This is a genomic window from Thiobacter subterraneus (genome assembly GCF_055379455.1).
The window spans coordinates 490,804-503,014 of record NZ_AP042402.1 but is presented as its reverse complement, the minus strand read 5'-3'; the positions used below and the strand labels follow the sequence as shown (position 1 = coordinate 503,014).

Below are 12,211 nucleotides of genomic sequence, written 5' to 3'. Positions count from 1 at the left end.
CCTGGAGGCCCGCCGGCCTCACGCCCCGGCAGACAGGCTGGCGGCGCCCTCCGGCTGGCGGCGCTCGCCCCGGCGGCGTTCCTGCGCCGGCGGCCGCACACCCGGCGGATTGCGGCGGCGTTCACCCAGCCGCCGCTCCACCGGCAGGTATTCCACCTCGTAAACGGGCAGGACAGGGCTTTTCATCGCTTCGTCCCGGAAAGGCCATCGCTCCCGATGATAGACCGGGGTTTGTGGAAAAAGGGTTAAAAGGCAGTCACTTAACCCCTTTGTAATTTCCGCCGCGCAAGCAGCCTGAATTAGAATCAGGCCATCCATTCGGCAGGGGGAAACGCCATGAAGTTCCTGATCATCGAGGACGACAATTCCGCCGCGGATTTCCTGCGCCAGGGGCTGGGCAATTTCGGCTACGAAGCGGACGTGGCCCACGACGGCGAAGAAGGGCTGGACATGGCCCGCAAAAACGACTACGACCTGTGGCTGATCGACGTGATGCTGCCCAAGCGGGACGGTCTGTCGGTGCTCAAGTCCCTGCGTGACGAAGGCAAGCAGGTGCCGGCGCTGATCCTGTCGGCCCGGGGCCAGGTGGATGACCGGGTGGAGGGACTGCGCGCCGGGGGCGATGACTACGTGGTCAAGCCCTATGCCCTGAACGAGCTGCAGGCGCGTATCGAGGCGCTTTTGCGGCGGGCAAAGAATTACGGCAAGCATCCGGAGACCGAGCTCACCGTGGGCGACCTGCACATGGACCTCCTGAGCCGCAAGGTGACCCGCGCCGGACAGGAGATCTATCTCAAGCCGCGGGAATTCCGGCTGCTGGAATATTTCATGCGCCACGCCGGCCAGGTGGTGACGCGCACCATGCTGCTGGAGAACGTCTGGGATTACTACTTCGATCCCCAGACCAACGTGGTGGACGTGCACATCAGCCGCCTGCGCTACAAGATCGACAAGTATTTCCCAAAGCCCATGCTGCACACCGTGCGTGGCACGGGCTACGTGCTGCGCGCGGCCGACGATGCGCCGCAGGACGCCGGCAGGAACGGGGAATAAAGGCCGGTGCCGCCGCCCCTGGCTTCCTTTCTGCGTTTTTTCCGGTCCACACCCGCCCGCCTCACCGTCGGCTTCGTTTCCCTCTTCCTGGTGGGGACGCTGCTTGTCTTCGCCTACCTGAGCTTCCAGATCAAGGCGGCCCTCATCGCCCAGATCGACAAGGCGCTGCTCGACCAGCAGAGCCTGCTCACGGTGCAATACCGGGACAGTGGCGCCGCCGGGCTGTTCCGTGCCATCGAGAGCGAGCTTCTGTCCAAGGGCAAGCGCGAGCGCAATTACCGCATCCTGGACCGCAACGGCCGGGTGGTGTTCGAGGCGGGTGAGCTCACCCTGCCCGAGGTGAAACCCTTCAAGGGCGTGCAGGACATGAAAATCCCGCCCGTGGGCGGCGAGCCCGGGGGGCATGCGCGCGCCGTGAGTTTCCGCCTCGGCGACCGCTACACGGTCTATCTGGCCCACAGCACCCAGTCCATCGACCGCACCATGCAGGGGTTCTGGATGGCCTTAATCCAGGCCCTGGTACTCATCCTCCTGGTGGGGCTGGGGCTGGGCTACTGGCTGGGCCGCCGTTTCTGGTCCCAGATCGAGGCGTTCAACCAGATGGCCATGAAGATCGTGCATTCGGCGAATCTCTCCAGCCGTCTGCCGGTGAGTGGCGACGACGAGTTCGCCGCACTGGCCAGCAACATGAATGCCATGCTGGACCGCATCGAGAAGCTGTTCCAGGGCATCCGCCAGGTGAGCGACAACATTGCCCACGACCTGAGGAGTCCCCTCACCCGACTGCGCGCCGACGTGGAAGTGGCGCTGCAGCAGGACGACCCGGCCAAATACCGCGAGACCCTGGGGCGGGCACTGGAGGAATTGCAGAAAATGCAGGAGATTTTCCAGTCCCTGCTCTCCCTCGGGCAGGCGGAGGCGGGCAGCCTGCAGATTCGCAAAAAGCCCCTGGATCTCTCGGCCCTGCTGGAAGACGTGGTGGAACTCTATGGGCCGCTCATGGAAGAGAAGGAGCAGACCCTCACCACGCGCATTCCACCCGGCGTGATGATCAGCGGCGACCGCCAGCTGCTGGCCCAGGTGTTTTCCAACCTGTTCGACAATGCCATCAAGTACGTGCCTGCCGGGGGCGTGATCGAGCTGGCCATGGCGCGCCGGGGCGAGCGTGTGGAAATCGTCCTGGCCGACAGCGGGCCGGGCATCGTGCCCGAGATGCGCAGCAAGGTGTTCGACCGCTTCGTGCGTCTCGATCCCAGCCGCACCCTGCCGGGCACCGGCCTGGGCCTGTCCCTGGTGAAAGCCTTCGTGGAACTGCATGGCGGCGCGGTGAGCCTGTCGGACAGCCGGCTCGGCGGCGCCGCCTTCACCATCCTGCTGCCGGTGCAGTGATGCGCCGCGTCTATACTGCCGCCGACCTGGCGGATGCCCACATTCTCCTCGGCCTGCTCACGCAGCAGGGCATCGCCGCGCGCGTGCTCGGGGAACATGCCCGGGGCGGGGTAGGCGAGCTGCCCTTCGGCGAGACCTGGCCCGAAGTGTGGATCGACGACGACAGGAACTTCGAGCGGGCGCGCGCCGTGGTGCAGGGCTATGAGTCGGCGCAGGCCGCGCCAGGCAGTCTGCGCTGTCCCCATTGCGGCGAGGCGTCCCCGGCCTCCTTCGAAGTCTGCTGGCACTGCGGCGGCGCGCTTTGAGCCTCACCGGAGGAGAGGCTCGAGGGCCGGCCACACGGTGTCGAGCAGGAGGGGCTGCGCCTGCGCCGTGGGATGCAGCCCATCGGCCTGGAACCAGGCGCGTTCCGTTGCGATGCGCTCGAGAAGGAAGGGCACGAAGGCCAGGTGGTGGCGGCGGGCCAACATGCCATACAGGGCGTGGAAGCGCTCGGTATAGGCCGGGCCGTAGTTGGGAGGCAGCCGCATGCCGATCAGCAGCACCCGTGCGCCGCTTGCCTTCGCGCTGCGTATCATCGCATCCAGGTTGTCCCGGGTCTGCTCGAGACTGAGGCCGCGCAGGCCGTCGTTGGCACCCAGGGCCAGGATCACCACTTGCGGCCGATATTCCCTGAGCAAGGCGGGCAGCCGCGTGCGTCCGCCCGCGGTGGTCTCGCCGCTGATGCTGGCATTCACCACCCGGTGGGGAAACTTTTGTGCCTTGAGGCGGGTCTGCAGCAAAGCCACCCAACCCGCCTCGCGGGGCAGTCCATAGGCGGCGGACAGGCTGTCTCCCAGCACCAGGATGCGCGGCGGTTGCGCGCCCTGCGCGACGTTGCCGGCCATGACCAGGGCGGCGACAATCGCGAAGCTTGCAAGCCACACAAGAAATCTCATGAATCCCATCATTCGCGCCAGCGCCCTTGGCAAGGACGTGCCCCTGGAAGGCGGGCGGCTTGCGATCCTCGCCGATGTGTCGCTCGAAGTCAAAGGGGGGGAGTCCCTCGCCATTCTGGGAGCCTCGGGCTCGGGCAAGTCCACGCTGCTGGGTCTGCTTGCGGGGCTGGATGTGCCCAGCCGCGGCCAGGTGCACTGGAACGGCCAGGACATCTTCGCTCTGGACGAAGACGCGCGCGCCGCCCTGCGCGGCCGGCTGGCGGGTTTCGTGTTTCAGTCGTTCCACCTGCTGCCCGCGCTCACCGCGCTGGAGAACGTCATGCTGCCCCTGGAACTCGCGGGGGTGGCTCAGGCCCGCAGCCGGGCACAGACCATCCTCGACCGTGTCGGGCTGGCGGCGCGCCTCAACCACTACCCTCGCCAGCTCTCGGGCGGCGAGCAGCAGCGTGTGGCCATCGCCCGTGCCTTCGTCACCGAGCCGGCCATCCTGTTCGCGGACGAACCCACGGGCAACCTGGACAGCGCCACCGGCGCGCGGGTGATCGAGCTTTTGTTCGATCTCAACCGGGAACGGGGCACCACCCTGATCCTGGTCACCCATGATGCCAGCCTGGCGCAGCGCTGTGAGCGCCGCCTGGTGCTGGACGCGGGCCGTCTGGTGGGGGAGGCATGAAGCTCGCGCTGCGCCTGCTTTTGCGCGAGTGGCGCGCCGGTGAACTCGCCGTGCTCACCGTCGCCCTGCTAGTGGCGGTGGCGGCGGTGAGCACCGTGAGCTTCTTCACGGACCGCGTCAATCAGGCGCTCACCCGTCAGGCAAGCGAGCTCCTCGCCGCCGACCTGGTGCTGGTGAGCGACCATCCGGTCGAGGCGCAGCGGCAGACCGCGGCCCGTGCGCTGGGCCTGACGGTGGCCCACAGCGCGGTCTTTCCGAGCATGGTGGTGGCGGGGGCGCGTGCGCGCCTGGCGGAAATCAAGGCCGTGAGCCAAGGCTACCCCCTGAGGGGCCGGCTCGAGATCGCCGAGGTGCGCGGCCAGCCCAGGCAGGTGGCCCGGGGTCCGGCACCGGGGACCGCCTGGGCGGATGCGCGCTTGCTCCTGGAATTGGGCCTTGCCCCTGGGGATGCCATCGAGGTGGGTCGCAAGCGGCTCCTTCTCGCCGCCGTGATCGAGCGCGAGCCGGACCGTGCGGGCGATTTTTTCAGCATCGCGCCGCGCCTGATGATCAACGAGGCGGATCTCGCCGCCACCGGTCTCGTCACGGTGGGCAGCCGGGTGAGCCACCGGCTGCTGGTGGCGGGTGAGCCGGGGGCGGTGGCGGCTTACCGGCGCCTGATCGAGCCGGGGCTGAAGCGGGGCGAGCGGCTGGAGGGCGTGACCGATGCGCGTCCCGAGATTCGCTCCGCCCTGGAACGGGCGCGCAAATACCTGGGGCTGGCGGCCCTGGTGGCGGCGGTGCTGGCGGGCGTGGCGGTGGCGTTGGCGGGCCATCGTTTCGCCGCGCGCAATCTCGACGCCTGCGCCATCATGCGCTGTCTGGGTGCGGCTCAGCGGCGCATCTTCGGCCTGTATTTCGTCCAGTTTCTCCTGCTGGGCGCGCTGGCTGGGCTGGCGGGCAGTCTCCTGGGGCTCGCCGCCCAGGAGGTTTTGGCGCGGCTGCTGGCAGGGCAGCTCGGGGTTGCCCTGCCCCCGCCTGGCGCAGCGCCCCTGGGCGAAGGGGTGCTGCTGGGCATGGTGCTTTTGACCGCCTTTGGCGCGGTGCCCCTGGCGCGCCTGGCACGGGTGCCCACCCTGCGTGTGCTGCGTCGCGAACTCGCGTCCCCCACCGGGCTGGGACGCGCAGGGCAGGCCCTCGCCGTGGCGGTGCTCGCGGCGCTCTTTTTGTGGAAGGCGGGGGAGTGGCGGCTGGCGGTTTATATGGGCACGGGGCTGGCCGTGGTCTTTGCGGCGGCCTGGCTGACCGCCGCGGCGCTCCTGTGGAGCGTGGCGCGTCTGCGCGCGCGGGCCCACGGCGTGTTTTTCTACGGTCTGGCCTCGGTCACGCGCCGGGGCGAGTCGAGCCGGCTCGTGATCGTGGCCTTTTCCCTGGGGCTCATGGCCCTGCTCCTGCTCACGCTGGTGCGTGGCGATCTCCTCGCGAGCTGGCAGCGCGCGCTGCCGGCGGATGCGCCCAATCGCTTCCTCATCAACGTGCAGCCGGACCAGGTGCCGGCGCTCGCTGCCTTCCTGGCCGCTCAGGGGCTTGCGCAGCCGGTCTTTCATCCCATGGTGCGCGGGCGGCTGGTGGCCATCAATGACCGGCCCGTGTCCGCGCGCGACTATCCGGACGAGCGCAGCCAGCGGCTGGTGGAGCGGGAATTCAATCTTTCCTGGGCGGAGGGGCTGCGCGCCGACAACCGGCTGGTGGCGGGGCGCTTCTGGCAGGGGCAGGCGGCGACGCCCCAGTGGTCGGTGGAAGAGGGCATTGCCCGGAGGCTGGGCATTCGTCTCGGCGACCGGCTGAGTTTCGATGTGGCGGGCAGCGTCCTGGAGGCGCCCGTCACCAGCCTGCGCCATGTGGATTGGGACTCCATGCGCGTCAATTTTTTCGTCATCGGTACGCCCGGGTTGCTCGCCGGCCAGCCGGCCAGCTACATCACCAGCTTCCATCTGCCCCGCGGGCGCGAGGGGGTGCTCGATGCCCTGGTGCGTGCCTTTCCCAACGTCACCGTGATCGACGTGGCCGCCATCCTGGAAGAAGTGCGCGGCATCATGGGGCGGGTGGCCCAGGCCGTGGAATTCGTGTTCCTGTTTACCCTGCTCGCCGGTCTGGTGGTGCTTTACGCGGCACTGGTGGCCACGCGCGATGAGCGCATGTACGAAGCCGCGGTGATGCGCGCGCTGGGGGCGGGTCGGCGTCAGCTCGTCGGGGCACAGTGGATCGAATTCGCCGTGATCGGCGCGCTGGCCGGGGTGGTGGGCGCGGCGGGCGCGGGGCTGGTGGCCTGGGTCCTGGCGGAGCGGCTGCTGGATGTCGCCTACGCCTTCAACCCACTGCTCTGGCTGGTGGGCGTGGCCGCCGGCGGCCTGGGCGTGGCGCTGGCCGGGACATTCACCACGCGCCGGGTGCTGGATACCCCGCCGCTCATCGTGCTGCGGGGCTGACCCGGCGCAACGCCCACGCACGCAGGCTGTCGGCGCCGGCATAAAAAAAGGGCCGCTTGCGCGGCCCGAGAGGCTCTCGACAGATGAATTACTTCAGCACGTCGGACCAGATATTCATGGCCCAGTACTTGGCATAGCTGCCCTCGGTCTCCGAGTGCTTCTCGGAGACACCGCCGCCGGGGGCGGCGACGAATTGCTTTTTCTCCTTGTCGTACTTGAACACGTTGGCCACGTGCATGGCTTCCTTGTCGGAGACCATGCTGTAGCAGGTGTTGCCCAGTACCGGGTCCGGGTCGGGCTGGTTGCCGGCCAGAAGCTCGAGGATGGCGGCCGCGGCGACCTTGGCCTGGGTATTGGCCATGTGACCGGACTTGGGCAGGCCGGAGGAGACCGCATCACCGATCACGTGGATGCCCGGCTGGGCGGTGGATTCGAAGGACAGGAAGTCCACGCCGCACCAGCGGTTGTCCGCCGTGACCACGCCCGCCAGGTCGGCCACCTTGCCGGCGCGCATGGGCGGCACCACGTTGAGCACGTCGGCCTTGACTGCATCGAACTCGGTGTGGGCGGTGAGCGTTGCCCCATCCACGCGCACCACCTGGGCGTTGGGCCGGTAATCGATCATGCCGGGATAGAGCTCGTTCCAGGCCTTCATGAACAGGCCCTTCTTGGAGGTGATGTCCGGGTTTGCGTCCAGCACGATGATCTTGGACTTGGGCTTGTGGTGCTTGAGATAGAAGGCCACCTGGCACACGCGCTCGTAGGGTCCGGGCGGGCAGCGGTAGGGTGCCTTGGGAATCGCCAGGACATAGACGCCGCCGTCCGCCATGGCTTCCAGTTGGCTGCGCAAAAGGGCGGTCTGCTTGCCCGCCTTCCAGGCGTGGGGCACCTTGGTCTCGGCCAGCTCGTGGGATGTGCCCTGTACCTGGTCATAGAGGAAGTCGATGCCGGGCGCCAGCACCAGGCGGTCATAGGCCAGTTCCCCGCGCGCGGTGCGGATGGTTTTTTTCGCCGGATCGATGGCGGTGACTTCCGCCTCGACGCGGTTGACGCCCCACTTGCGCACCAGGCCGTCATAGTTGTGGGTGATGTCGGCCATGGTGCGGGAACCGCCCAGCACGGTGTTGCTCATGGGGCAGGAGATGAACTGCTTCTGCCGTTCCACCATCACCACTTCCACCGCATTGTTGCTCCACATGCGCAGGTACTTGGAGCAGGTGGCCCCGCCGAAACCGCCGCCGATCACCACCACGCGCGGTTTGTGCTTGACCTTGCGCAGGGCTTCGGCGGCCTGCACGGCGGCGGGCGACAGGGCGAGCAGCCCGGAACCGGCCGCCAGTTTCAGAAACGAACGACGATCGAGACTCATGTTGTTGTCCTCCTTCATCCGTTATTGGGCGCGTTTCTGGGCCGCGAAAAAGTCCGCCAGCATTTCGATTTCCTCGTCGCTGTAGCCGCGGGCGTGCTGGTGCATCACCGTGGCAGGGCGGGCGCCGGACTTGAATTCCTTCATCTGCAGGATGAAGTGGGCGCGGTCGGCGCCGGCCAGCACAGGCGTTCCACCCACACTGTTGCCATTGGTGCCATGGCAGGCGGCGCAGGGCGCGGCGAGGATGCGCGCATGCTTGTTGACTTCCTGGGCATGGGCGCCCGGAATCGCAAAGGCGATCCCGAAGGCGACCCCCAGGGCGATGCGTGGCAGGCTTCGCTTCATGGTGTCGTACCTCCTTTTGGGTTGGTGGGTCATTGAACGGGTTCTTTGAGCTTCTTGATGCCAAGCGCGGACAGCACGTATTTCTCGTACAGGGGATCGGTGGTGCCCTTCTTCATCTTGCGGATGAAATATTTCTCGAAGGCGACCTTGGCCAGGTGCACCCACGCGCCCTCCTTGAACCAGTTGACGTTGCGCGGCGGAATCTGGGGCAGGGCCACGAAGGCTGCGCCGGTGTCGCCGAAGTCCGCCAGGCAGATGGCATTCCAGGTGGCCTTGGCAGTGGGTTGCCGGCCGTCCAGCTCGGCGCGGATGTTGTGGGCGGTGGCGGTGACCATGGTTTCGATCATGTAGCCGGTCTTGGGCGCCCCCGTGGGCACCGGCGTCTGTTCCACCGGCGGGATCGCCACACACACCCCGACGGCGTAGATGTTCGGGTATTTCGGGTTGCGCTGGTGCTCGTCCACGATGATGAAGCCGCGCGGGTTGGTGAGCCCCTCGATGCCGAACACCGCATCCACGCCCTTGAAGGCAGGCAGCATCATGCCGTACTTGAACGGAATTTCGTGCTGCTTCTTTTCCTTGCCGTCCTCGTCGTATTCCGTGACGTGGATCTTGCCCGCCTCCACCCGGGTGGTCTTGGCATTGGTGATCCACTTGATGTGCCGGTCACGCATGGCCGATTCCAGCAGCCCCTTGGAATCGCCCACGCCGCCCAGCCCCAGATGGCCGATGTAGGGCTCGGAGGTGATGAAGGTCATGGGCACTTTGTCGCGGATTTTGCGCCGGCGCAAGTCGGTGTCCATGATCATGGCGAACTCGTAGGCCGGGCCGAAGCAGGAGGCCATCTGGACCGCTCCCACCACCACCGGGCCGGGGTCGCGCACGAACTGCTCCCAGGCTCGTGCCGCCTGCACCGCGTGGTCCACGTGGCAGATGGACTGGGTGTGGCCTTGGGGGCCCAGCCCTTCCACCTCTTCGAAGGCGAGTTTGGGCCCGGTGGCGATCACCAGGAAATCGTAGGTCAGGCTGGACCCGTCGTTGAGTTCCAGGCGGTTTTCCTGGGGGTGCACGCGCTTTACCCCGGTGGCAACGAATTCGATGCCCTTTTTCGCGAGATAGGGCCCGATGGGGAACTCGATGTCGTCGCGCGTGCGCCAGTTCACGGCGACCCACGGGTTGGACGGCACGAAGTGGAAATTGGGGGTGTTGGAAACGACGGTAATGCGGTCGCCCTTGCGGGCGAGCTCCGCCATTTCGTAGGCCATGGGCAGGCCGCCGATGCCGGCGCCCATGATAACAATGTGGGTCATGGTTCTGTGCTCCTTGTTCACTGGTGACAGGCAGCCGGCTTGAGAGCAAGCGCTGTGCCATCTTGGTCAGGGCCTTGTTTTGTCGTCGGCTCTGTGATTCTCCACAAGGCGTTTGCCGGCCTCGGGCACTGACAGGCATGTCACTATGGCAGAACGTGTGACAGGTCGGATTGGAAGGTCTGCCATGATTCGATACTATCCCCGCTGCGCGTACAAAGTCAAAAATATGTTAAGCCGGCGCCGGCTTCTGCCATGGCCGATGGCCACGCGTGCGTGCTGGCAACTTCAGCAGGTGATGGCCATGTCCACGTTCACGACCGTGGTGCCGTTTTCGACAAATTCGCGGTACTTGCCCGGGCCGTAGGCGCTGTTGAGGTCCGTGCGGTAGGCTTTGAAAAAGTCCTGGAACAGGGCGCCGCCATGAACACCCACCGCCCACAGCTCATCGCCCGTCGCGTCGTATTCCAGCGCTATGGCTGCCAGCGGTCCGGCCGCCGGGCCGCCGATGACTTGCGCGCCGTGGGCGGGATCGTAAATGCTGGCGTGGGCGCAGCAGGTGATGACGCCGCTTCTGCCAGCCATTGCGCTTTTCTTGGCGCTGTAGCTGAGAATGGACGCATCCGGTTTGGCATAGGCCAGCTGGTGCGCGCAGATGGCGCTATAGGCCACAATGGCATTTCCCGGTCCCACGCCCCCGTTCCATTGGTACTCCTCGCCCGTGGCCGTGGTGAAACGGCCTGGCTCGGCCTTGGCCTGCCCAAGGCGGATCAGCAGACAGGGTGTACTGCGATAGGGGTAGTAGAACAACCGATACTCGTCCGGCGCTAGAGTAGTTGCCTTGAAGGCGCTGCCATCCGGGTTGATCAGGCGTGCCCGTGGAAAGGGCGTGGCCGGTTGGGCGAATGCGGTGGACAGAACGGCCGGTGCCGTGCTCGCGAGGAGGACGGTGCGGCCACAGGTTTCAAGAAAGCGGCGACGATTCATGGCGGTCTCCACAAAAAAACGGGGCGTGACGCCCCGCAAGCTTCGTGCAACGGAGGACAAATGTCAGGCGAACAGGTCGCGATAGATGCCCTGCGCCCATTCAAGGGTGGCCTTGCCCTTGGCCGTGTCCCGGTTTTCATCCATCTTGACGTTGGCAAAGGCGAAACTCTTCTTCGCCTCGTCGAAAGCGTAGTGCGCGTCCACGCTGATGGCCTGCATCGGGTCTGCGTTGACCATGGAGTAGCAGATGGTATGAGGGCTGGCCCAGTTGAAGCCTTTGCCGATGTCTTTACCCTGTGCGCGCGCTGCGATCACGCTGGCCACATACTTGCCTTCCGACACAGCGGTGTTCGCGCTCTTGGAAAAGGGCATTGGCCGTGAGTCGCCAGCGACGAACACCCGGTCGTCGCCCACGACGTGATACTTGAAGATGTCGATGTTGGCTTCTTTCTGCGAGCTCTTGGGATCGACCAGCCCGAAGGTTTCCAGCATGCGTGCGCCGCGGACACCCGGGTAAATCGCCGCGTCGTCAAACTGGTAGGTGTCGAACTCGGTCTTGATTAGTTTTCGGTCCAGATCAACGCCCTTGATTTCTTGGGAGGGTTTGTACTCGATGTAGTCTTTGAAAAGCTCGCTGAATGCGGCGTGGAACCCCTTCGCCTTGATGACGATGTCCGGGTTGTGGTCCAGCACCAGCACCTTGCCTTTGATCCTGTGTTTCTTGAAGTAGGAGGCGATCATGCATGCCCGCTCATAGGGGGCCGGCAGGCAGCGATAATTCCCGCTGGGAACGGTCTGGATGAAGATGCCCCCCTCGAAGCCGTGGATTTTGTTGCGGATGGTGACGTGCTCCGTGGGCATGACCCATCCCGCGGGATACTCGATGCGCAGACGGGTTTCGGTATCCGCATCCTTGACGCCGATGCGGCTGTAGTCGTAGTCGATGCCCGGTGCCAGCACCAGATAGTCGTAATCGATCTCGCCCTTGTCCGTCACGATCTTGCGGGAGGCGCGGTCGAGGCCGATGCAGGTGGCCTGGAAAAAGATGTAGTTGTTGTTGCGTGCTGCGTCCAGGAAGCTGTGGTCGGCAAGGAATTCCAGATTGATGAGGTCTGCGTACCACAGATTGCTCACGAAACAGGACGAATACATGTCCCGCTTTTCCACCAGTACCACATCGAACTTCGGATACGCCTTCTTCGCGTATTTGGCGATGGTGAGGCCGGATGATCCGCCGCCCACCACCACCAGCCGCGGCCCTTTGGCCTTGGGTAGGTCGGCTTTGGTACCGCTGGCGACCATCAGTGTCGTCGCCGCAGCCGCGCCCGGGGCAACGGCACCGGCGGTACCGGCCGCCAGGATGGCGCCACTGCCTAGTTTGAGAAAATTGCGCCGTGTGATTTGGGGGGTATCGTCCATGAAAATCCTCCTCTGTCTAGGGTTGGTGGACACTTCGTCCCCGAGGGACGCAGTGGTTTTAGCCAAAACCGTGCCAGCCAGGGCGTCTCAGGTTTTTCCGTGCGCGAGCCCAGCTTTTGGGGCTGTTATGACATGCCATAATGGCAGAGCTTGTCACAAGTACTGACAGCTTACCCAGCACTAGTCTTGACAGACTTGAATCTGCCGGGCTCTACTTGCCGGAGGGGCAGCCCTCAGCCCTGACACGGAGGAGGAGTGATGCG

General features: G+C 65.6%; 12 protein-coding genes. 5 read left to right on the top strand and 7 right to left on the bottom strand.

Going from position 1 to position 12,211, the window contains the following annotated elements; translation table 11 throughout:
• Positions 1 to 18 precede the first annotated feature (18 nt).
• Complete coding sequence (locus ACZ42P_RS02640) at positions 19 to 186, bottom strand: hypothetical protein (protein ID WP_464898556.1); 168 nt, start codon at positions 184 to 186, stop codon at positions 19 to 21.
• Positions 187 to 336: 150 nt separating this feature from the next.
• Here ACZ42P_RS02640 and ACZ42P_RS02635 point away from each other — a divergent pair, with 150 nt between their 5' ends.
• From ACZ42P_RS02635 to ACZ42P_RS02625, 3 genes are read left to right on the top strand one after another with little or no spacing between them, the layout of a single operon-like run.
• On the top strand, positions 337 to 1,053 hold the full coding sequence (locus tag ACZ42P_RS02635) for a response regulator transcription factor (RefSeq protein ID WP_464898555.1): 717 nt from the start codon (positions 337 to 339) through the stop codon (positions 1,051 to 1,053).
• Between the two features lie 6 nt (positions 1,054 to 1,059).
• Positions 1,060 to 2,442 carry a HAMP domain-containing sensor histidine kinase gene (locus ACZ42P_RS02630; protein ID WP_464898554.1) on the top strand — a complete coding sequence of 461 codons (1,383 nt, stop codon included), beginning with the start codon at positions 1,060 to 1,062 and terminating at the stop codon, positions 2,440 to 2,442.
• A complete protein-coding gene (locus ACZ42P_RS02625) occupies positions 2,442 to 2,747 on the top strand; it encodes a putative signal transducing protein (protein WP_464898553.1) in 306 nt (101 codons plus the stop codon). The genes ACZ42P_RS02630 and ACZ42P_RS02625 overlap by 1 nt, the downstream gene beginning before the upstream one ends.
• A gap of 3 nt (positions 2,748 to 2,750) precedes the next feature.
• Here ACZ42P_RS02625 and ACZ42P_RS02620 read toward each other — a convergent pair whose 3' ends face one another.
• Positions 2,751 to 3,380 carry an arylesterase gene (locus ACZ42P_RS02620; protein WP_464898552.1) on the bottom strand — a complete coding sequence of 210 codons (630 nt, stop codon included), beginning with the start codon at positions 3,378 to 3,380 and terminating at the stop codon, positions 2,751 to 2,753.
• Here ACZ42P_RS02620 and ACZ42P_RS02615 point away from each other — a divergent pair.
• On the top strand, positions 3,379 to 4,053 hold the full coding sequence (locus ACZ42P_RS02615) for an ABC transporter ATP-binding protein (protein ID WP_464898551.1): 675 nt from the start codon (positions 3,379 to 3,381) through the stop codon (positions 4,051 to 4,053). The genes ACZ42P_RS02620 and ACZ42P_RS02615 overlap by 2 nt on opposite strands.
• On the top strand, positions 4,050 to 6,521 hold the full coding sequence (locus ACZ42P_RS02610; RefSeq protein ID WP_464898550.1) for an ABC transporter permease: 2,472 nt from the start codon (positions 4,050 to 4,052) through the stop codon (positions 6,519 to 6,521). Before ACZ42P_RS02615 ends, ACZ42P_RS02610 begins: the two co-directional genes overlap by 4 nt.
• Positions 6,522 to 6,609: 88 nt before the next feature.
• Here ACZ42P_RS02610 and ACZ42P_RS02605 read toward each other — a convergent pair whose 3' ends face one another.
• The 5 genes from ACZ42P_RS02605 to ACZ42P_RS02585 all read right to left on the bottom strand — a co-directional run bounded on the left by ACZ42P_RS02605 (position 6,610) and on the right by ACZ42P_RS02585 (position 11,948).
• Positions 6,610 to 7,890 (bottom strand): FCSD flavin-binding domain-containing protein, encoded by a 1,281-nt coding sequence (locus tag ACZ42P_RS02605; protein ID WP_464898549.1) that lies wholly within the window; start codon positions 7,888 to 7,890, stop codon positions 6,610 to 6,612.
• 21 nt (positions 7,891 to 7,911) lie between these two features.
• Positions 7,912 to 8,235 carry a c-type cytochrome gene (locus ACZ42P_RS02600; protein ID WP_464898548.1) on the bottom strand — a complete coding sequence of 108 codons (324 nt, stop codon included), beginning with the start codon at positions 8,233 to 8,235 and terminating at the stop codon, positions 7,912 to 7,914.
• Positions 8,236 to 8,264: 29 nt separating this feature from the next.
• Positions 8,265 to 9,545: an NAD(P)/FAD-dependent oxidoreductase gene (locus ACZ42P_RS02595; protein WP_464898547.1), complete on the bottom strand. Its 1,281-nt coding sequence runs from the start codon at positions 9,543 to 9,545 to the stop codon at positions 8,265 to 8,267.
• A gap of 285 nt (positions 9,546 to 9,830) precedes the next feature.
• Positions 9,831 to 10,529 (bottom strand): Rieske (2Fe-2S) protein, encoded by a 699-nt coding sequence (locus ACZ42P_RS02590; protein ID WP_464898546.1) that lies wholly within the window; start codon positions 10,527 to 10,529, stop codon positions 9,831 to 9,833.
• 63 nt (positions 10,530 to 10,592) lie between these two features.
• Positions 10,593 to 11,948, bottom strand: coding sequence for an FAD-dependent oxidoreductase (locus ACZ42P_RS02585; RefSeq protein WP_464898545.1), 1,356 nt, complete (start codon positions 11,946 to 11,948; stop codon positions 10,593 to 10,595).
• Positions 11,949 to 12,211: the final 263 nt, after the last annotated feature.